This is a genomic window from Streptomyces sp. NPDC012510 (genome assembly GCF_042955065.1).
GTDB lineage: Bacteria > Actinomycetota > Actinomycetes > Streptomycetales > Streptomycetaceae > Streptomyces.
Genome location: NZ_JBIBEN010000016.1, coordinates 220,731 through 239,807 on the forward strand (window position 1 = coordinate 220,731; position 19,077 = coordinate 239,807).

The 19,077-nt window shown below is 70.1% G+C and carries 19 protein-coding genes and 3 pseudogenes; 15 read left to right on the forward strand and 7 right to left on the reverse strand.

The genetic code is table 11. The features are described from left to right. Nucleotides 1–119: 119 nt before the first annotated feature. Complete coding sequence (locus ACFY9I_RS28260; RefSeq protein WP_391006666.1) at nucleotides 120–1,568, reverse strand: FAD-dependent oxidoreductase; 1,449 nt, start codon at nucleotides 1,566–1,568, stop codon at nucleotides 120–122. A gap of 304 nt (nucleotides 1,569–1,872) precedes the next feature. Here ACFY9I_RS28260 and ACFY9I_RS28265 point away from each other — a divergent pair. The 3 genes and pseudogenes from ACFY9I_RS28265 to ACFY9I_RS28275 form a co-directional block, all read left to right on the forward strand. Next, nucleotides 1,873–2,085: pseudogene (locus tag ACFY9I_RS28265) on the forward strand (BTAD domain-containing putative transcriptional regulator); the annotation flags it as partial. A gap of 76 nt (nucleotides 2,086–2,161) precedes the next feature. Further along, a pseudogene (locus ACFY9I_RS28270) lies at nucleotides 2,162–2,654 on the forward strand (alpha/beta fold hydrolase); the annotation flags it as partial. 242 nt (nucleotides 2,655–2,896) lie between these two features. Continuing rightward, nucleotides 2,897–3,385, forward strand: coding sequence for a flavin reductase (locus tag ACFY9I_RS28275; RefSeq protein WP_391006589.1), 489 nt, complete (start codon nucleotides 2,897–2,899; stop codon nucleotides 3,383–3,385). Nucleotides 3,386–3,453: 68 nt separating this feature from the next. On the opposite strand, the gene ACFY9I_RS28280 is transcribed toward ACFY9I_RS28275, so the two are convergent. The 5 genes from ACFY9I_RS28280 to ACFY9I_RS28300 form a co-directional block, all read right to left on the reverse strand. Beyond that, nucleotides 3,454–4,698, reverse strand: a complete 1,245-nt coding sequence (locus ACFY9I_RS28280; RefSeq protein WP_391006592.1) for an MAB_1171c family putative transporter — start codon at nucleotides 4,696–4,698, stop codon at nucleotides 3,454–3,456. Nucleotides 4,699–4,871: 173 nt separating this feature from the next. After that, entirely contained in the window at nucleotides 4,872–5,279 is a 408-nt protein-coding gene (gene msrB / locus ACFY9I_RS28285) for a peptide-methionine (R)-S-oxide reductase MsrB (protein ID WP_391006595.1), read from the reverse strand. Between the two features lie 13 nt (nucleotides 5,280–5,292). Next, nucleotides 5,293–6,678 (reverse strand): UDP-N-acetylmuramate--L-alanine ligase, encoded by a 1,386-nt coding sequence (gene murC, locus ACFY9I_RS28290; protein WP_391006598.1) that lies wholly within the window; start codon nucleotides 6,676–6,678, stop codon nucleotides 5,293–5,295. Nucleotides 6,679–6,875: 197 nt separating this feature from the next. Beyond that, the gene (locus ACFY9I_RS28295) at nucleotides 6,876–7,331 is read right to left on the reverse strand and encodes an indole-3-glycerol phosphate synthase (RefSeq protein WP_391006600.1); all 456 of its coding nucleotides are present in this window, start codon (nucleotides 7,329–7,331) and stop codon (nucleotides 6,876–6,878) included. Between the two features lie 122 nt (nucleotides 7,332–7,453). Further along, nucleotides 7,454–8,359, reverse strand: a complete 906-nt coding sequence (locus ACFY9I_RS28300; protein ID WP_391006602.1) for a dihydrofolate reductase family protein — start codon at nucleotides 8,357–8,359, stop codon at nucleotides 7,454–7,456. A 36-nt stretch (nucleotides 8,360–8,395) separates the two neighbouring features. On the opposite strand from ACFY9I_RS28300, the gene zapE reads away from it, so the two are divergent. From zapE to ACFY9I_RS28355, 11 genes are all read left to right on the forward strand, one after another. Beyond that, nucleotides 8,396–9,517, forward strand: coding sequence for a cell division protein ZapE (gene zapE, locus ACFY9I_RS28305; protein ID WP_391006605.1), 1,122 nt, complete (start codon nucleotides 8,396–8,398; stop codon nucleotides 9,515–9,517). Between the two features lie 93 nt (nucleotides 9,518–9,610). Beyond that, nucleotides 9,611–9,781: a hypothetical protein gene (locus tag ACFY9I_RS28310; protein ID WP_391006607.1), complete on the forward strand. Its 171-nt coding sequence runs from the start codon at nucleotides 9,611–9,613 to the stop codon at nucleotides 9,779–9,781. Then, nucleotides 9,778–10,311, forward strand: a complete 534-nt coding sequence (locus ACFY9I_RS28315; RefSeq protein WP_391006610.1) for a GNAT family N-acetyltransferase — start codon at nucleotides 9,778–9,780, stop codon at nucleotides 10,309–10,311. Before ACFY9I_RS28310 ends, ACFY9I_RS28315 begins: the two co-directional genes overlap by 4 nt. A gap of 212 nt (nucleotides 10,312–10,523) precedes the next feature. After that, nucleotides 10,524–10,925: a hypothetical protein gene (locus ACFY9I_RS28320; protein WP_391006613.1), complete on the forward strand. Its 402-nt coding sequence runs from the start codon at nucleotides 10,524–10,526 to the stop codon at nucleotides 10,923–10,925. Nucleotides 10,926–11,009: 84 nt separating this feature from the next. Continuing rightward, nucleotides 11,010–11,588, forward strand: a complete 579-nt coding sequence (locus ACFY9I_RS28325; protein WP_391006616.1) for a carbonic anhydrase — start codon at nucleotides 11,010–11,012, stop codon at nucleotides 11,586–11,588. Between the two features lie 20 nt (nucleotides 11,589–11,608). Beyond that, nucleotides 11,609–13,114 carry a SulP family inorganic anion transporter gene (locus tag ACFY9I_RS28330; protein ID WP_391006619.1) on the forward strand — a complete coding sequence of 502 codons (1,506 nt, stop codon included), beginning with the start codon at nucleotides 11,609–11,611 and terminating at the stop codon, nucleotides 13,112–13,114. A gap of 347 nt (nucleotides 13,115–13,461) precedes the next feature. After that, nucleotides 13,462–14,265 carry an SPFH domain-containing protein gene (locus tag ACFY9I_RS28335; RefSeq protein WP_391006622.1) on the forward strand — a complete coding sequence of 268 codons (804 nt, stop codon included), beginning with the start codon at nucleotides 13,462–13,464 and terminating at the stop codon, nucleotides 14,263–14,265. A 241-nt stretch (nucleotides 14,266–14,506) separates the two neighbouring features. Next, nucleotides 14,507–15,877, forward strand: a complete 1,371-nt coding sequence (locus ACFY9I_RS28340; RefSeq protein WP_391006669.1) for an alkaline phosphatase PhoX — start codon at nucleotides 14,507–14,509, stop codon at nucleotides 15,875–15,877. Between the two features lie 260 nt (nucleotides 15,878–16,137). Then, nucleotides 16,138–17,211: a tyrosine-type recombinase/integrase gene (locus ACFY9I_RS28345; protein ID WP_391006625.1), complete on the forward strand. Its 1,074-nt coding sequence runs from the start codon at nucleotides 16,138–16,140 to the stop codon at nucleotides 17,209–17,211. Next, nucleotides 17,208–17,537: a helix-turn-helix domain-containing protein gene (locus ACFY9I_RS28350; RefSeq protein WP_391006628.1), complete on the forward strand. Its 330-nt coding sequence runs from the start codon at nucleotides 17,208–17,210 to the stop codon at nucleotides 17,535–17,537. Before ACFY9I_RS28345 ends, ACFY9I_RS28350 begins: the two co-directional genes overlap by 4 nt. A gap of 178 nt (nucleotides 17,538–17,715) precedes the next feature. Further along, nucleotides 17,716–17,898, forward strand: a complete 183-nt coding sequence (locus ACFY9I_RS28355; RefSeq protein WP_391006631.1) for a hypothetical protein — start codon at nucleotides 17,716–17,718, stop codon at nucleotides 17,896–17,898. Between the two features lie 56 nt (nucleotides 17,899–17,954). Here ACFY9I_RS28355 and ACFY9I_RS28360 read toward each other — a convergent pair whose 3' ends face one another. Then, nucleotides 17,955–18,248 carry a hypothetical protein gene (locus ACFY9I_RS28360; RefSeq protein WP_391006635.1) on the reverse strand — a complete coding sequence of 98 codons (294 nt, stop codon included), beginning with the start codon at nucleotides 18,246–18,248 and terminating at the stop codon, nucleotides 17,955–17,957. 388 nt (nucleotides 18,249–18,636) lie between these two features. Between ACFY9I_RS28360 and ACFY9I_RS28365 the strand changes: the two are divergent. Beyond that, a pseudogene (locus ACFY9I_RS28365) lies at nucleotides 18,637–18,978 on the forward strand (transposase); the annotation flags it as partial. Nucleotides 18,979–19,077: the final 99 nt, after the last annotated feature.

Consider the following 19,077-nt stretch of genomic DNA (forward strand, 5'->3'; position numbering starts at 1 on the left):
GGGCTGGTGACCTGGGGTGGCGCGGATAGCGCTACACCGGGCCGTAGGGCGGTGATGCGGCAGGCGATTCCTGGGGCGGGCCAGCGAGTGTGGCAAGCGCTTTCCACGAGAGTCAAGAGTCAGGAAGCGCCGTGCTCCGTTCCTTCACGGCCCTCACCGCCCTCATGGCCCTCACGCGTCATCGGCGGCTCGACGGGCGTCTCCTTGACGGGCCCGAAGAGGACGGCCCGTGCCACGGCCGGGGCGAACAGCGCGCCGAGCGGCTCCTTCAGCGTGAGGACGGAGCGGAAGGCACGGCCCACGACGGGGTCGCCCGGGGACCGCTCCTGGACCCGTCGCAGATACCAGTCGGCCAGACGGTCCGCGGGCCCCGCGGCGCCCGCGTTGCCGACGACCCCCGGCATCTTCTTGTCCGACCCTGCCGAGATGTCCCACGCCTGCCGCGACGCCGCGAGCAGCGCCCGCTGCACCCGACGGGTGGTGGGCGTACGGCGCGGGTCGGCCAGCACGTCGCGCAGGGCCAGGGCGCTCATCGCGGCGACGGTCATGCCCTGCCCGTAGATCGGGTTGAACGTGCACAGGGCGTCGCCGGTGGCCAGGAACCCGGCGGGGCGGCGACCGGGGAGGTCGTAGCGGCGGCGTACGTTCGCCGTCCCTCGGAACCCGGAGACCGCGGACAGCGGCTCGGCCCCGCGCACCCAGCGGTGCACCACCGGATGTGGCAGCCGTTTGGCATACGACTCGAACTCCTCCTCGTCCGTCGGCGGTTCGTCTCCGCGCAGGCCGGAGAAGGTGGCCAGATGGGTGCCGTCCTCCAGGGGCACGACGACGGCGCCGAACGGCTGCGCCGGGTTGGGGACGACATAGAGGCCGAGGGTGTCGGCGGACGGTTCGCCGCCCAGGGTTCCGGTCGTGTCGCGGTAGACGCGGGAGGCGTAAGCGAGCCCCGTGTCGATGAGCTCCTCGTGCGGGGGTTCGGCGCCGAGGGCCGTCAGCCACCGGGATGCCTTCGTACCTCGGCCGGAGGCATCGACGACGAGATCGGCCGTCAACTCCCGCCCCGCTCCCCGCTGTCCGTCACCCCGCTCCCGCAGCAGTACGCCCCGCACCCGGGTGGCGTCCCCGAGCAGGCCGACCGTGTCGGTGCCATCGAGCAGGGTGATCGAAGGGTCGGCGAGTACCCGACGCCGTATCAACCGCTCGACCTGCGCCCGTGATCCGGTGTGGAGGTACGTCGAGGCGGGCACCCGGCGGAGCCATCGGCCGGCCTGCCAGTGCGCCATGTCCGACGGCATCCCGACCCTCGGGGCACCGGCGGCCCTCAGCTCCGCCATGAAGCCGGGCAGCAGCGCGTCCAGGGCGAGCTGACCACCCTCCACCAGGACATGCGGATGCCGGCCCTGCGGCACGCCCGGCCGGCCAGCCGTCGTCACCCCGCCTTCCCCGCCTTTCTCGCTCTCCTCGCCCTCCTCGGCGAAGCGGTCGCGCTCCACGACGGTGACGCGCTCGGCATACCCGGCGAGTACCCGCGCCGCGAGCAAGCCCGCGATACTGCCTCCGACGACCACCGCGTGCCGCCCGGCCCGGACTGCCGGTCGAGCCGAGCCGTCCGTGCTCCAAGTGGCCGTTTCCCAGGCGGAGTTCACCGTTGCGCTCCTCACGTCAGGTGTACGTTCACGGGACACCAGTATTCATGTTCTGTTGCCGGCCACCGCCGGAAGGACACGTGCAACAACCGGACGACCGCCGCGCCTCGGCCCTGGGGGCGTGAAGATACGAGATACGAAGGGGCCGAATGGGCACTGGAGCCGGTGCGGTTCGCCGTTCTGGTCGGTGCGGGTGGGGCCGGTCGGGGCCGGGCTTCCCGCCGAGGTGCGGGAGCGCGCCGGGTTCGGTGCGGTCGACCGTGAACGGGTGGCGGCCGTACGCGAGGCGGCCGACGCGGCGCTGCGCGCCGACACAGCCGGCGCCGTCCTGTCCGTGCTCCAGGAGACCGCCGCCGACAACCCGCTGGACGAGCCCCTGCCGGCCCGGCTCATCCGCGCACTGGCCGCGACCGGACGCGAAGCTGAGGAGCTGACCACGTACCGGGCGGTTCGCGCGAGGCTCTCCGACGAACTGGGGCATCGACCCGGGGGCGGAACTCCGCGAGGCGCACCGGGTGGGCCTGGTCTACGTGGCCGCGTACGTCCCCGAGGCGGGCGAGAGCCTGGGCGAGTTGCAGAGCCGCTTCCCGCTCGCCCCGCTCGTCGCCAACCACGACGAGTGGACGTACCCCGTCGAGGGCGCCGACCCGGCCGTGGAGGTCACCATCAAGCCGGAGGCCTTCCCCGGCATCTTCGCCGCCGACGTTCCCGCCGAGGTCACCAGGCTTCTCGCCGTCTCCCAACGGCCGCTGTCCGCCTCGGTGTTCACCGAGAAGACCGCGACCGCCGCCTGGCGGACCAAGCCCTCCTCGGCCGGGGTCGCCGACACCGACACCGACGCCGACGCCGACACCGACGAGGCCATCAACCCCGACGTCCAGCGCTTCGGCGCCCGGCGCGCCGGGCGCCACCGTCACCGAGATCGAGGGCGCCTCGCACGCCGTGGCGGTCTCCCGCCCCAAGGAGGTCGCGGCGGTGATCACGGACGCGGTGAGGGCGACGAACTGACACAACCGGTGGTCGCCCCCTGATCGAGGACTCACCGCTGGCCCCATCGGACACTAATGCGAGATGGCGTATTGACATGCAATACATGACGTCCTAGCGTCGGGGCATCCCTCAGCAAAGGCACGACATGATGAGATCCCCTCTGTCCCCGTCGGTCTCCGGGCCGACCTCCCCGCACCGAACCCCCGAGCCGACGGCCGACGACGCGCCGGAGTGCGCCGGCACCACGGCGGTGGTCTGACATGCCCAACCCTCAGGCTTACCGCGACGGACTGTCCTCGATGGTCACGTCCGTCTGTGTGGTCACCACCGAAGTGGACGGGCAGCGGTACGGCTTCACCGCCAACTCGGTGACAAGCGTGTCGATGGACCCGCCGCTGATGTCGGTCTGTCTGGCCGAGACCGCCGATGTCCACCCTGCCTTCAGCCGGGCCGAGACAGTGGCCGTCAACGTCCTGGCGGCCGACCAGCACCCGCTGACGCAGGCCTTCGCGACGCTCGACGTCGACGGGTTCGACACAGCGCCCTGCACCCTGGGAAAGCTCGGTGCTCCCCTGCTCGACGGCGCCACCGCGTCGTTCGAGGGCCTCGTGCACCAGCGCGTCACCGCCGGCGACCACACGATCATCCTGATCGAGGTGGTCGACGTGGTGGTCGGCGGACGGGAGCCGCTCGTTTATCAGGGACGACGGTTCCACACGCTGAGCCCGATGGAGCCGTCCGCGCCATAGCCGGCCGGAAGGAGCACGACCTCACGACATCGGCCCGGTCGCTCCGCGCACCGCGTTCGTCCGACTGCTCACCACACCTGTCGGCTCCTGGCGCGTTCCGCGCGGACCGCGCCCTCGACGACGCCCGCCCGTACGGCCCGGGACAACCGGATCAGGGCGGGCTGACCGGTGTCGAGGGTCTGTTCGCCGGGCTCGGGGCCGGCGTACCCGTCGGCGAACGCGGCCATGGCGTCGAGGGCGAAACTGTCGAGTACGGCCGGGTCGAGACCCCCCGCGCGGTCGGGGGAGCCTGACAGCGACGCGGCGACCGCCACCATGGCCGCGTCCCCGATGGCTTCGGCCTCGCCGGCGCTGGAGCCGAGCGAGAGCGCCCGGCGGTAGGCCCGTTCACGGACGGCTTCGTCGAAGTGGACGGACACGTCCCGCAGACCGTCACGGATGGCCGTCGTCCGGTGTGTCAGACGCAGTTCGACATCGCCGAGCGAGCGCCAGGACAGCAAGGTGTCACGCCTGTTCAGGCCCCTGTTCCTGGAGCCGACGAGCCGGAAGAGCGGGCCGAGCCGCAGGAACGCGACGAGGCTGTCGACGCGCGGCCCGAGCAGCGGCAGGACATAGCCGACCGCGGTGAGGGTGGCGCCGACGGTGACCAGCATCGGCGCCAGCCGGGTGCTCAGCGGGTCCCAGTGCTGCCCGCTCCAGCGGCCGGCGACGGCGATCATCTTGAGGACGCCGTACGCGCTGGTGCACAGCCATCCGACGGCGAGCACGGCCAGGGCCCGGCGCGTCCAGCCGGTGATCTGGAAGGTCCAGCGCCAGCACAGGACGGTGGTGGTGACAGCCGCCGCCAGGTGGGCCGCGAGATACAGGACGATCATCTCGCGGATGAACGGCGTCCCGGCGTAGTAGGTGTCGAAGTCGGTGCGGCGCTCGACCGGTGCGTCTCCGGCCACGAAGAGCGCGGTCTGCGCCGCGATGACCACCGCGTACGCCAGCAGCCAGGTGCGGGAGGCCCGCCGTAGCTGGGCCGGGTCGTCGGCACCGCGCCAGTGGGCGATCAGGACGAGGGAAGCGGCGGAGAAGGCGTTCACGGCCCCGTATGTGACGCAGGCCGCCGCGTTGGGCACACCGATGGCGCGGTTGATGAAGCCGACGGTGGGCGGGGCGCCGAGCGTGAAGCAGAAGCCGGCGAGGAAGATCACAGCGCAGAGGACGCGTTTGAGCGGATCGCGCCAGTTGTGCCACAGACCGGGCAGTTGCGCGGCGAAGCCGGCCCACAGGATCGCGGCCGCCAGGAAGTAGACCAGTCCGTTCAATTTCGCTCGATCCGCCCCGTCGACACCCTTCACACAGTAGTCACGTCGTCAACCCGGCGGCGGGTGTACGAGCGACACGGGTGAAAGGGCGTCACCAGCCGGCCGGCCCGAGGACCGGCGTCGCCGACCGGCCCCGTCGGCCCCCCTCACGGCTGTGCTGCGGGCCCCGGCCGTCAGCCCTCGTCCGCGGTGAGCGTCAGCGAGATGCTGTTGATGCAGTACCGCTGGTCGGTGGGGGTCGGATACCCCTCGCCCCGGAAGACGTGCCCCAGGTGGGAGCCGCACCGCGCGCACCGCACCTCGGTGCGCACCATGCCGTGCGACCGGTCGTCGAGCAGCTCCACCGCCGTGCTGTCCTTCGGGTCGAAGAAGGACGGCCAGCCGCAGTGTGACTCGAACTTCGTCTCGGAGGTGAAGAGTTCGGCACCGCAGGCGCGACAGGAGTAGACGCCCTTGGTCTTGGTGTCGGTGTACTCACCGGTGAAGGCGGGCTCCGTACCGGCCTGCCGCAGCACGGCGTACTCGGCCGGTGTCAGCTCCGCCCGCCACTGCTCGTCCGGCTTCTCGACGTCGTACGACATGCGCCTCAGCCCCTCAGCTCGAAAGACGGTCCAGGATCTTCGGGCCCAGGTCCGTCACGTCACCCGCGCCCATGGTGAGAACGAGATCACCCGGCTTCGCCATTCCCGCGACCACGGCGGGCGCCTCCGCCTTGTCGTGCAGGGCGGTGACGTCCGCGCCCGCGCTCCGGGCGGCGTCGATGATCAGCTCGCTGGTCACCCCCGGGATCGGGTCCTCACGGGCCGGGTAGATGTCGAGGACGACCGACGCGTCCGCCAGCGCCAGGGACTGTCCCATCTCGGTGCCGAGTTCCTGAGTGCGGGAGAACAGGTGCGGCTGGAAGACCACCAGGATCCGCGCGTCACCGGCCGCGGCCCGCATCGCCTCCAGGTCCGCCGTCATCTCGGTCGGGTGATGCGCGTACGAGTCGATGACCTGCACCCCGGCCGCCTCGCCCTTGAGCTGCAGCCGCCGCTTCACCCCGGTGTACGCCGCCAGCGCCGGCGCCAGCTCGGCCGCCGGCACCCCGAGCGCGACACCGGCCGCGAGCGCGGCCACCGCGTTGTGCGCGTAGTGCCGGCCGGGCACGGACACCGCGAAGACGAACTCCTGCCCGTCCAGCAGTACCGTGACCTCGCTCTTCAGCCCCTGCGCCAGGACCGACAGCACCCGTACGTCGGCGTCCTCGCGCTCCCCGTACGTCACCACACGTACCCCGGAGAGCCGGGAGGTCAGCTCCCGAGCGCCCTCGTGGTCGGCGGAGATCACCAGCGTGCCACCCGGCACGATCCGGCCCGCGAACGTCTCGAAGGACTCGTAGATCTCGTCCATCGACGCGTAGTTGGCGTGGTGGTCCAGCTCCACGTTGAGCACGATCGCCACCTCGGGCGCGTACTTGTGGAAGCTCCGGTCGCTCTCGTCCGCCTCGGCGACGAAGATCTCCCCGTCCCCGTGCAGCGCGTTCGATCCGGGAACGTCGAGGTCGCCGCCGATCGCGTACGACGGCTGCAGCCCCAGCTCCCCGAGCGACACCGCCAGCATGGACGTGGTCGTCGTCTTCCCGTGCGTGCCGGCCACCGCGATCGGCCGCAGCCCGTCCATCAGCCGCGCCAGCGCGTCCGACCGGTGCACCACGGGGATCCCCAGCTCGGCGGCGCGCGCCAGCTCGGGGTTGTCGGCACGGATCGCCGACGACACGACGACACACGTGGCGTCGTCCGCGAGGTGCTCCCGCGCGTGCCCGATGTGCACGGTCGCCCCGAGCGCCCGCAACGCCTCGGCCGTCTCCGACTCCTTGGCGTCACTGCCGGCGACCTTCGCCCCACGCTGGGCGAGGATCTTCGCGATCCCCGACATCCCGGCCCCACCGATACCGATGAAGTGCGGCCGATCCATGGCGGTAGGCAGTCCGGGTGCCATGCGTGTTCTCCAAGCGACGGTACGAAGACGATCCACGCCCCACAGCAGGCGCGTCCCTACCCTATTGCCTGGGCCCAGGGGCGAGGGGCCGCGCCCGGACGGCGGCGCAGCCGCCTCTCGGGGCGCGGGGAACCGCGCGACCAGCCACGACGAACCCGCAGCCGACGAACCACGGCAACCCCACGGCGCCCCCGGCCCTACGCCCGCGCGTGCGAGAACAGTTTCAGCACCGGCACCCCCACCTTGTGCCGAGCCCGAGAAGCCCAGTCCCGATGGAAGAACTCCTCCACATAGTGCGGATCGGTCAGCACCAACACCTCGTCGGCCCCTACCTCCTCCACCAAGGACTTCAACGCGTCCAGCGGATGGTCCTCGATCAACCGCCCCTCAGCCGTGCTCCCCGCCCCCCTGAGCGCCTGCAACGACACCTCCAGCGCACGCTCCCCGGCGTCCAACGCCTGCTCCCCCTCCGGCGTCTCCCCCTCCCGCGCCGCCTCGTCCAGCTCACCGAGGGCGAGGTCGTCGATGGCCCGCAGCAACCGGTCGGCCTGATTCCCCCGCGGCTGGAGCAGCACATGGAACGAGGCCTGCTCGTCGCCGTGCAGAGTCGTGACGAACTCCACGTCCGCGGACGTCAGAGCCTTCTCGATCATCAATACGCTCGTGAACGACACCTCAGGCGCCCTTCTCCTCGGAGGACCCCACGGGCCCTCACTCCTCAGGGTCTCTAGTGTGCCCGGCGAAAACTAAACGGAACGGCAGATTCCGTCCGCTTTCACGTACGACGGTAACGACCGAACAGGAACCCGGCCTCCTCCAGCAACGACGCCAGCGCGAAGCGCTTGGGCACCGGCACCGAGGGGCCCCCGGCGATCCGTTGCGCGTCCCCCGCCGTGAGCATCGGCGAGACGGTCAGACAGAGCTCGTCCAGGACGTCGGAGGTGATGAGCTGGCCGAGCAGCCGGGGTCCGCCTTCGCTGAGCAGCCGGGTCATCCCCAGATCGGCGAGGGCCCGTACGGCCCGCGCGGGGTCGACACCCATGCCGTCCCCGGCGATCACCACCCGGACACCGGCCTTCTGCGCGGTGGCGACCCGGTCGGGGGCCGCGGCGGCGCCGGTCAGCAGGATCGTCGGCGTCAGCGGGGAGGTGAACAGGGGCAGCGAGAAGTCCAGGTCCAGGCTCGCGCTCACCACCGCGACAGCGGGGGCGGGGGGCTGTCCGGCGGCCCGGCGGGCCGCCGCGAACGCCTCACGCGCGCGTGCCGGGCGGTAACCCTCCTGGCGCACCGTCTCCGCCCCGACGATCACCACGTCCGCGAGTCCCCGCAGCGTGCCGAAGATCCGCATGTCGGCGTCGCTGGAGATCGGCTGCGAACGCCCGCCGTGCTGGGCCGCGCCGTCGAGCGTGGACACCATGTTGGCCCGCACCCAGGGTTCGCGACCGCCACCCGACGCCGGCTCGGGATAGGCGTACGCCGCCGCCAACTCGTCGAGCCCCCATTCCCGGTCGACGAACTCCGACCCTCCGAGGGCCCCCGCCCCCTCGCATTCGCCCGGCGGCCGGGCACCCGCCGGGCCGGTACCGCCCTCCGCCGTGCGAACCCCGGTCGCATGCGCACCACCGGTCGCTTCCGGAGTCCGGGCCGCTGTCTCTTCGGTCACAGGGAACAGGCGTCGCATCCGTGCAGTGTGGCACGGCCCTTAGACTCGGTAACCGTGTCGTCGTCCTCAGCCACCGTGTCCGGAATCGGTCCGCTGTCCGAAGCGGTCCCCTTCTCCCTGTGCACCCGCGAGCCGCATGTCCCCGCGGACCGGCTCGTCGCCGAGATGGTGCCGCCACCGCGCTTCGACTCGGTGCGCTTCGAGACGTACATCCCGGACCCGAACCAGCCCAGCCAGACCGAGGCCGTCCGTGTCCTGAGCGGCTTCGCGGCGGGCCTGGGCGGCGCGCACGCGACCGGCACCGGCAAGCGCGGCTTCTTCGGCCTCGGCAGGGCGAAGTCCCCCAAGCTCCCCGCAGGCCCGCGCGGCGTCTATCTGGACGGCGGCTACGGCGTCGGCAAGACCCACCTCCTCGCCTCCCTCTGGCACGCCACCCCGGCCGAACCCTCCCTCAAGGCCTTCGGCACCTTCGTGGAGTTGACGAACCTGGTCGGCGCGCTCGGCTTCCAGAAGACGGTCCAGACCCTCTCCGGGCACCGTCTGCTGTGCATCGACGAGTTCGAACTGGACGACCCGGGCGACACCGTCCTGGTGTCGACCCTGCTCGGTAAGCTCGTCGAGGCGGGCGTGGCACTGGCCGCCACCTCGAACACCCTGCCGGGCAAGCTCGGTGAGGGCCGGTTCGCGGCGGCCGACTTCCTGCGCGAGATCCAGGGTCTGTCCGCCCACTTCCGCGCCCTGCGCATCGACGGCGAGGACTACCGTCACCGTGGCCTGCCCGAGGCCCCGGCGCCGTACTCCGAGGAGACCGTCACCAAGGCGGCGTACGCCACCGGGGGCGCCTCCCTCGACGACTTCCCGCATCTGCTGGACCACCTGGCGCGCGTCCACCCCAGCCGCTACGGGGCCCTGACGGACGGCCTGAAGGCGGTGTGCCTGACCGACGTCCAGCCGGTCCCGGACCAGTCCACCGCCCTGCGGCTCGTGGTGCTCGCCGACCGGCTGTACGACCGCGAGGTCCCCGTGCTCGCCTCGGGGGCGCCGTTCGACCGGTTGTTCAGCGAGGAGATGCTGAACGGCGGCTACCGCAAGAAGTACTTCCGCGCCATCTCCCGCCTCACCGCCCTCGCGCGCGACGCCGAGCGACTCGTGGAGCAGTCACCTGCCCGGCGCTGAACAACGCCCACCGACCGACTGCCCTTCATCAACAACCCTGACGCCGCCGAAGACGCCCTGGCCGAACTTCTCCGGCGGGCGCAGGAAGCGGCATTGCTCAGGCCCGGGGTGGACGTACGGCTGGAGGCAGCCGGCCTGCTTGCCATGTCCGCGAAACTCGGCACGCGCTCCGTCGTCGACCAGCGCGGTCCGGAGTCCACGACCACCGTCCTGGACCACCACCTGAACCGAATCTTCCGCACAAGTGAGGCGGTATCGACATGAGTGACCGGAGCCCGGCAGCCGTGGAGCTGCGAACCGCACGGCTGCTGCTGAGACGCCCGACCGCATCCGATGTCGACGCGATCTTCGCCGTCCACCGCGATCCTCAGACCTGTACCCACAACCCGTCCGACGCGCTCGCCCGGTTCGAGGAGGCGGAGGCGCTCTACCAGCGTTGGGACGGCCAGTGGCAGCAGCACGGATACGGGTACTGGGTCGTCCGGCACCACGGCTCCGCTCAGCAGCTCGGATTCTGCGGAGTCAAGCCCATGGAACTGCACGGGGCCCCGGTCCTGAACCTCTTCTACCGTTTCGCCACCTCAGCCTGGGGCCAAGGCTTCGCCGGTGAAGCCGCGGGCGCGGTCGTCACCTGGGCATCCCGTCACCTGCCCGACCTCCCGCTGATCGCCCGCGTTAGACCGGCCAACGTCGCTTCCCAGCGCGTGGCGATGCGCGCCGGGCTCAGTCGAGCGCAGCATCTCGACACCGAGGGATACGACGGCTTCGACTGGATCTACTCCGCCCAACCGTAAAGTTGCCCCAGGCGAACTCCCTTGCGTCAAGGGTTGTTTTCGGCCATCTCGTCCACGCTTTTCAGGCTCTCTTCAGCTCGCAACGTTAAGTTAACCCTGCAAACAACTTTGCAGGGTTAATGTGTTTCTTGACCAGCGGTTGACCATCGATTGACCAAGTCGAGTAACTGTCGACGCACGGGAGAAACCGAGAACTGGCAGCGGGGAGGCATATGTTGCGCGGCACGACGACCCGGACCGTCCTTTCGGCGCTGGCCGCCGTCCTGTTCGCTCTCCAGTTCTTCGCTCCCCCGGCTTCCTTCGCAGCCGCGCACACGCTGGGTCATGTCAAGGCCAAAGCCGAGCCCGGAAACACCCTCAAGGCCAAACCGGTGCGTGAGAAGTCCGTCACCCACCGCATGTGCGCACCCTCCGAGGACCCGACCGGTCCTCGCCGCACACGGGACCGGCACCGCGCCGTCACCCACACCGTTCCCGGGACGCCCGCGCGTCCGTCGCTGGGGGAGAACCCGGCGGCCGCGAGCGAACCGGAACGGCCCTCGCCCCGGTACCACCGGGCTTCGAGACCTCCCACGGCCCACACCCCGGCCGTTCTCCAGGTCTTCCGCTGCTGAGCCGCGTGGAGCCTGTTCCCCCCCACACATCTGTCGTGCAAGCCCGACGCGCCACCGAGGCGCGCCAGGAGGAGTCACCACATCATGCAGCCCCTCATCGACAACGCCCGTACCTTCGGACAGCGCCCTGAGGAGTTCGCCAGGCTGGCCGAAGGCCAGTCACCCGAGGTCCTGTTCATCACCTGCTCCGACTCCCGGGTCGTCCCTGCCCTGATCACGGGCGCCCGCCCCGGCGAGCTCTTCGAGCTGCGCACCGCCGGCAACATCGTCCCCCCGTACACGTCCGACCGCCCCACAGGTGAGACGGCCACGATCGAGTACGCCGTGGAGGTCCTCGGCGTCACCGACATCGTGGTCTGCGGACATTCCCACTGCGGTGCCGTCGGCGCCCTGGTCCGCGGCGACGACCTCGACGCCGTACCCGCCGTACGCGACTGGCTGACCCACGCGACCCCGCGTCCGCAGGGGCCGGTCGAGGACCCGACGGTCGCTGACGGGGTCCAGAACCACGTCCTCAGCCAGCTCCTGCGCCTGCGCTCCTACCCCTGCGTGGAGAAGCGCCTGGCGGACGGCCGCCTCCGGCTCCGCGGCTGGTACTACGAGGTCCACACCGGCGCCGTGCGCGAACACCGCGTGGACACCGACAAGTTCGAGATTCTGTGAGCGGCGGCCAGGTTTCCGAGATGACTTCCAAGACCTCCGCCATGTCCAAATTCCCCCATCTGCGGCAGGACTTCGGCGCCTCGCTCGTCGTGTTCCTGGTCGCTCTCCCGCTGTGCGTGGGCGTCGCCGTCGCCTCCGGGGTGCCGGCCGAACTCGGCCTGGTCACCGGCATCGTGGGCGGCATCGTCGCCGGACTGCTGCCCGGCAGCAGCCTCCAGGTCTCCGGTCCGGCGGCCGGTCTGACCGTGCTGGTCTTCGAGGCCGTACGCCAGTTCGGGCTGCCTGCCCTCGGGGTGATCGTGCTCGCCACCGGTCTGCTCCAGCTCGCCATGGGCGCGTTGAAGCTGGGCCGCTGGTTCCGCGCCATATCCGTCTCCGTCGTCGAGGGCATGCTCGCCGGCATCGGCCTCGTGATCATCGCGGGCCAGCTCTACGCGGCGGCCGGCCTCAAGGCCCCCGCCTCCGGCATCGACAAGATCGCGGGTCTGCCCGGCGCCTTCGTCGAGGCCGTCGGCAGCACCGCGGCGCTCGCCTCCCTCGCGCTCGGCGCGGGCACCATCGCCGTGATGGTGCTGTGGAAGAAGCTGCCGAAGAAGGTCCAGGTGGTCCCGGGCGCCCTCGCGGCGGTCCTCCTGGCCACCGCGGCCACCCTGGTCTTCAACCTGCCGGTGGCGAACGTCGAGGTGAAGGGCCTGCTGGACGTCATCCAGCCCCCGGGCCTGGACGCCTTCGGTCAACTGGCGGACGTGGCTCTGCTCGGCACGATCCTCGCCTTCACGCTGATCGCCTCCGCCGAGAGCCTGTTCAGCGCGGCGGCCGTGGACCGGATGCACGACGGTCCACGCACCCAGTACGACAAGGAGATGATGGCCCAGGGTGCCGGCAACACGGTGTGCGGGCTGCTGGGCGCGCTGCCGATGACGGCGGTGATCGTGCGCAGCTCCGCCAACCTCCAGGCCGGCGCGAAGACCAAGGCGTCCCGGGTCATGCACGGTGTCTGGCTCCTGCTCTTCGCGGCCCTGCTGCCGGGCGCTCTCGCCCTGATCCCGCTCCCCGCCCTGGCCGGCATCCTCGTCCACGCGGGCTGGAAGCTCATCCCGTTCAGTGCGGTCGTCTCCCTGTGGCGGAGCCACCGGGGCGAGGCGCTGATCCTCGTGGCCACGGCCGTCGCGATCGTCGCGGTGAACATGTTCGAGGGCGTACTGATCGGTCTGGCCCTCTCCGTGGCCAAGACCGCCTGGGAGGCCTCGCACATCAAGCTGGAGGTCATAGACAAGGGCGCCGGCCCCGTCCAGGCCTATCTCTCGGGCAACGCGACCTTCCTGCGCCTCCCGAAGATCCTCGACAACCTGGAGTCCCTTCCCCAGGACCGCCCGGTGGAGCTGCACCTCACCGGCCTCCACCACCTGGACCACGCCTGCCGCACCGCCCTGGAGAACTGGGCGGCCCGGCACAGCGCGACGGGTACGGAGCCGGTACGGATGACGGTCCCCGAACCGGAAAAGGTCCCGTCGGCCACCCCCTGACCTCCACCGCACCCACCTTGGCGCCCCGGTCCCCGGACCGGGGCGCCCCCGTGCTGCCGCGCTACCGCGCTACTCGGCAGAAACACGAGCCGGGGCCGTCCAGGGCCCCGGCCACAGCCGGCCGTGCCACCGCCCGCCCGCCCTGGCTGCGGCGAGTCTCCCGCTCCCCCGGCCGCCCAAGCTGCGGTGCGCGTCTCCCGCTCCCCCGCCCCACCCCAGTCGCGGGCCCCACCGGGATTCCGCCCAGCCACAGGCCCCCGGCGCACCCCCACGGCGGTCGCCCCCACCCCCACCCCCGACATATCGTGGTATTCCCAGTGATACAGGACGGCTCGGAGGGCGTCGTCATGGTCGAAGAGCTACTCGTAGCCGCCGCAACCGTCGGCTCCGCCGCCGTCGTCTACGTCGCTGCCGCCGCCCGCGTCGTCAAGCAGTACGAACGCGGCGTGGTCTTCCGCCTGGGTCGCCTGCGGGGCGACCCCAGACGTCCCGGCTTCACCATGGTCGTCCCCGCCATCGACCACATCCGCAAGGTGAACATGCAGATCGTGACGATGCCCGTACCGGCCCAGGAAGGCATCACCCGCGACAACGTCACCGTGCGCGTCGACGCGGTCGTCTACTTCAAGGTCGTCGACCCGGCGAGCGCCCTCATCACGGTCGAGGACTACAAGTTCGCGGTCTCCCAGATGGCCCAGACCTCCCTCCGTTCGATCATCGGCAAGAGCGACCTGGACGACCTCCTCTCGGACCGCGAGAAGCTCAACCAGGGCCTGGAGCTGATGATCGACAGCCCCGCCGTCGGCTGGGGCGTCCAGGTCGATCGCGTCGAGATCAAGGACGTGTCCCTCCCGGAGACCATGAAACGCTCCATGGCCCGTCAGGCCGAGGCCGACCGCGAACGCCGCGCCCGCATCATCAACGCCGACGCGGAGCTCCAGGCCTCCAAGAAACTCGCCGAGGCGGCGAAGGAGATGGCCGACACCCCCTCCGCCCTCCAACTCCGCCTGCTGCAGACGGTGGTGGCGGTCGCCGCCGAGAAGAACTCCACCCTCGTACTCCCCTTCCCCGTGGAACTCCTGAGGTTCCTGGAACGAGCCCAGGCCGGCCCGCCCCCGGATCCCCCGCCCGGTCCGCCCCCTGAGCTCTGACCGGCCCAGGCCTCGCCTACAGACCGGCACCCCCGATTCCGATCGTTCCGGTCCCGCGTCCCATTGGCCCCAGAAGCCCCCCGAGCCCTTCCGGACCCCGCCCCTCCCGCCCCCTCCGACCGAGTGACACCCGGGCGACTCCCCCGTCTCCCTCTACGCGCGTGGTTCACGTGGCCGTGACCACGTGATACACACAGGCGGGTCGCATCCTGTCCGCCAACAGGAAGGTTGTCCCGTGTCAGTGACTCGTCGTCAGGCGCTCGCCCGTACCGGTGCCGTGGGAGCGGGCATCGCGTTCACCGGAGCCCTGTCCGAACTCTTCGTCGGCACGGCCGCCGCACAGAGCGGTCTCGGCCACTCCGACAACGGCTACGGTCCCTTGATCCCCGACCCGAACGGCCTGCTCGACCTGCCGAAAGGTTTCCGCTACAAGGTCCTCTCCCGCGAGGGCGACCCCCTCCGCTCCGGAGAGGGCCAGGTCCCCAGCAACCACGACGGTATGTCCGCCTTCCCCGGCAGACACGGCCGTGTCCACCTCGTCCGCAACCACGAGAACCGCCACAACGGCCGTATCCCGGTCCCCACGATCGAGGGCCTCACCTACGACCCGGCGGGCAAGGGCGGCTGTACGTCCCTGACTCTCGACTCCCGCGGCAAGGTCCTCTCCGAACGCGTCGCGATCGCCGGTACCGCCGTCAACTGCGCGGGTGGGCCCACCCCTTGGGGCACCTGGCTGACCTGCGAGGAGAACGAGGACAAGGCCGGCACCAACGGCTACACCAAAGACCACGGTTTCATCTTCGAGGTCGACGCGGAGAACCCCCACCGCTCCGGAGCCGTACCCCTCACCGCGATGGGCCGCTTCCAGCACGAGGCGATCGCGGTGGACCCGCGCCGAGGCGTCGTCTACGAGACGGAGGACGCCTTCGAGAAGCCCTTCGGTCTCTTCTACCGCTTCCTCCCCGAGAAGCCGAAGGGCGGCCTGGGTTCACTGCGCGCGGGCGGCCGTCTCCAGGCGATGCGCGTCCCCGACGTACCCGACCTCTCCTCGATCCAGGAGACCGGAGCCTGCTTCGAGAGGATCGAATGGGTCGACGTCCCCGACCCCCTCGCCGCCCAGACGGCCATCCGCCACCAGGACTTCGGCCGCCGTGGCATCACCCACGCGCAGAAGCTGGAGGGCTGCTACTGGGGCGGTCGCTGCGTCTACTTCGTCTCCTCCTTCGCCCGCAGCGCGGAGGGCTCGGCCGCCGACCACTACGGCCAGATCTGGCGCTACGACCCCGACCACCGCACCCTCACCCTCGTCATCGTCTTCGGACCCGACACCGACATCCAGCTCCCCGGCGAGTCCCCCGACAACATCTGCCTCGCCCCCAGCGGCGGCCTGATGGTCTGTGAGGACGGCAACGGCGCCCAGCACGTCTACGGCGTCACCCGCCGGGGCCACGTCTACGCCATGGCCCGCAACGCCAACAACATCGGCACCCCCGAGGAGCCGGAGTGGGGTGAGTTCGCGGGCGTCGCCTTCTCCCCCGACGGCGACACGATGTACGTCAACTGCTACGCCCCGGGCACGACCTTCGCGGTGACGGGACCGTGGCGCCGATGATGAACAAGTGACGCACCATGAGGACCGGGAGCAGCAGGCGGCCGTCAGCCGTCTGCTGCTGTACCACCTGAACGCGCCCCTGGCCGAAGGCTGCCGTCTGCGCGGCGTCCTGCCCGCCCCCGGCGCCGTACGGGTCGCCGTCCACGCCGGAGACGACGAGGCCGGCATCACCTTCCTCTGCTTGCTAACTTCGGGATTCTTGCAGCGTTCTCACTTCGTCCGATCGATCTGTGATCGGCGTGAAGGTGAGGAGGCTCGGGTTGGCGCTGGCTGTCGTACGCGACCTGCGCGAGTTCCGTGATCCGGTCTCGGCGGAGGAACTGGAGCAGTTCGAGACCGATGTGCTCGCCGGGTTCGTGCTCGCGCGGGCTTCGGCGGGGCTGGCGGACGGCACGATCCGCGGGGACATCGGGCACCTGGACCAGATGCGGTCCTGGTTCGGCTGGCCGCAGTGGGAGATGGAGCCGGCTGACGCCGATGTGTACTTCGGGAAGGTGCTACGGGGTTCGCCGAGCGGCACGCGGCTGGCCCGTGCGCAGGCTTTGACCACGTACTTCCTGTTCCTGGAGCTGCGGCACAAGGTCGAGATCCACCGAATGACCGGGCGGGTCGTTGAGTGCCCAATTGATGAGATGAACCGGCCGCGGGGATCCAAGGACGCGGCTTTGCGGATCCCGCCCACTGGGCCGGAGATCAAGACGTTGTTCACCGGCTGGGGCAGTGAGCTGGCGACCTGCCGCAAGTTCGCGTCGACCGCGCGGAACTACACCGCATCGAAACTGTCGCAGGTCGGGCTTCGGGTGAGCGAGGCGTGCAAGCTCGACCTGACCGACATCAAGTGGGATCTGGGCCGCTTCGGCAAGCTCTACGTCCGTCACGGCAAGGGCGCCCGCGGCTCGGGCCCGCGTGAGCGGATGGTGCCGCTGATCAACGGCGCCGACCGCACGCTGCGGTGGTTCATCGAGGACGTCTGGGGTCAGTACGACGACGATCACGCCCGCCCCGGTGCCCCGCTGTTTCCGTCCGAGCGCAAGAATGCAGACGGCTCTTCGCGCCGCGTTGGCGACGACGCCTTGCGAAACGGTCTGGCGGCTGCGGCGAAGGCCCATCTGCCTGGCTGGGCCGACAAGCTCACGCCGCACGTCCTGCGGCACTTCTGCGCGTCCGAGCTCTACCTCGGAGGACTTGATCTGCTCGGGATCCAAGAGGTCCTCGGCCATTCCTGGATCGCCACCACGATGCGGTACATCCACGTCCAGCAGACCCGGGTCGAGGACGCCTGGGTGTCCGGGCAGCAGCGGGCCGCGAAGCGGCTGGAAGGACTGATGGGATGAAGTGGAACCTGCGGCTTACCGCCGCGAACCAGAGGATCTGGAAGGCGTCCGAGCTCCAGCGGAGCCTGGCCGAACACGGGTTGGTGATCTCGGCCGGGAAGATGTCCGGTCTGTGGTCCGGCCAGCCGGTCTCCCTCAAGCTGGAAGACCTGGACGTCATCTGCGTCGTGCTCGGCTGCGAGATCGGCGATCTGCTGATTCCCGAGCCCGAAAAGGTCAGGCGCCCAGGTCAGCAGGAGGTCGTGCAGGAGGCCACGACCGGCTCGGTGGTGACCTCGGCCGTCGTGCCCAAGCGCCGCGACAGCCGTTCTCTGCCTCCGATGTGACCTGGACACCGCCTGACCTTTTCGGCGCGTACCGCGACGGGGCAGGCCGTTTGTCCGGGGTGCGGGACGGTGTCGGGCCGTGTCCAGGGCGGACACCGGCGGCGCTTGGCGGACGTGGCGGTGTCCGGGCACCGGACCATGATCGACCTGAGCCGTTTCATATGCCCAGCCCGGGACTGTGATCGCCGGACCTTGCGAGCAGGTCGACGGGCTCACCGAGCGGTTCGCCCGGCGCACGGCTTCGCTGCACCGGGCGCTGGAGAAGATCGCGCTGGCCCTCGCCGGGCGCCCGGCGGCCCGGCCCGGAATGCGGGGGAGATGGGCTCGCCTAACCGCTTCGGCGGCCCGGCCACTCCAGTGACCGGGCCGCCGAACAGGAAAGAGGCGGATACCGGGACGTTGCCCGGCGAGGAAACCTCAGCTATACATCCAGACCCACCAGCCCGCGGCGACGCCGTCCGAGCCGTCCTTGTACCGGCACATGTGGAGTATTCGGGTCTCTTCCGTCCAGTACTGGGCCCGGGCCTTGCATGCCTCGAAACCTTCTTCGTCCGAGCTGAACGGCCCTTCAATCAGGCACGAAGAAGGTTTCGAGGGCTTGCAGGCCTCGACCACCGGGGAGGCCCCGGCTGCCGGCGCGAGACCGACCACCACCCCGCCCGCAGTAGCGGCCAGCAGAAGCCCGGTCGCCAATCGAATACGAATACCCATTTCTCTCCTTCTCGGATTACTGCCCGAACCGCCATGGGAATCAGAGAGAATAATGGACTTGCCTTTGCCATCCTCTCTTGCCCAGTAGTTTTCCAGGGCAGTTCCCGAAAAACAAGGCCACAAGTAGGAGATAGCACCCAGAGACGCTATGGACGCAACCATTGAATCCGGAATAAGTACCCTACTGATGCTTCATCAGGTCTTCATGTGATTTGGCAACTCTCGGCACATGAGGACGGTATCGCGTGCTATAACCGTACGCCTATATTGCTACCGGAGAGGGCCCTTGCGATGACCCAACGACGCTCAACCTGCCTGTTAGAACCCCTAACGAAATGATCTTCGAGGAGGTTGAATCACTCCGGAACTGGTGAACCGGGGGTGTGGGGTGGCGCGGCCGAAGCCGTGGGAAATCGACGACGAGCTGTGGGCGGTGATCGAGCCGTTACTGCCCAAGGTGGAGCGGCGCCCCCGGCCCCCGGGACGCAAGCGGCATCCGGACCGGCTTGTCTTCCAGGACATTCTGTTTGTCCTGCACACCGGGATCTCGTGGGAGCATCTGCCGCAGGAACTCGGCTTCGGCTCGGGCATGACCTGCTGGCGCCGCCTGGCCGAGTGGTCCGAGGCGGGGGTGTGGCCCCGGTTGCACGAGGTACTCCTTGCCAGGCTCCGCAGCGCGAATGCCCTGGACTTCTCCCGGGCGGCCGTCGACGGCTCCCACATCCGGGCGTTAACCTCGAAGTTTCGTGACGGTCCGCCGACGGAGTCGGTGGACTGTTTTCGTGCTGTGGGCTGAGGTTGTGCATGCTCAGGACCCGAGTGTCGTCTC

Coding starts and splice junctions, on each gene's coding strand:
- ACFY9I_RS28275 (WP_391006589.1), top strand. CDS start 2,897: ATGCCCAACCCTCAGGCTTACCGCGACGGACTGTCCTCGATGGTCACG.
- msrB (WP_391006595.1), bottom strand. CDS start 5,279: ATGTCGTACGACGTCGAGAAGCCGGACGAGCAGTGGCGGGCGGAGCTG.
- murC (WP_391006598.1), bottom strand. CDS start 6,678: ATGGCACCCGGACTGCCTACCGCCATGGATCGGCCGCACTTCATCGGT.
- ACFY9I_RS28295 (WP_391006600.1), bottom strand. CDS start 7,331: ATGATCGAGAAGGCTCTGACGTCCGCGGACGTGGAGTTCGTCACGACT.
- ACFY9I_RS28300 (WP_391006602.1), bottom strand. CDS start 8,359: ATGCGACGCCTGTTCCCTGTGACCGAAGAGACAGCGGCCCGGACTCCG.
- ACFY9I_RS28315 (WP_391006610.1), top strand. CDS start 9,778: ATGAGTGACCGGAGCCCGGCAGCCGTGGAGCTGCGAACCGCACGGCTG.
- ACFY9I_RS28320 (WP_391006613.1), top strand. CDS start 10,524: ATGTTGCGCGGCACGACGACCCGGACCGTCCTTTCGGCGCTGGCCGCC.
- ACFY9I_RS28325 (WP_391006616.1), top strand. CDS start 11,010: ATGCAGCCCCTCATCGACAACGCCCGTACCTTCGGACAGCGCCCTGAG.
- ACFY9I_RS28330 (WP_391006619.1), top strand. CDS start 11,609: ATGACTTCCAAGACCTCCGCCATGTCCAAATTCCCCCATCTGCGGCAG.
- ACFY9I_RS28335 (WP_391006622.1), top strand. CDS start 13,462: ATGGTCGAAGAGCTACTCGTAGCCGCCGCAACCGTCGGCTCCGCCGCC.
- ACFY9I_RS28350 (WP_391006628.1), top strand. CDS start 17,208: ATGAAGTGGAACCTGCGGCTTACCGCCGCGAACCAGAGGATCTGGAAG.
- ACFY9I_RS28360 (WP_391006635.1), bottom strand. CDS start 18,248: ATGGGTATTCGTATTCGATTGGCGACCGGGCTTCTGCTGGCCGCTACT.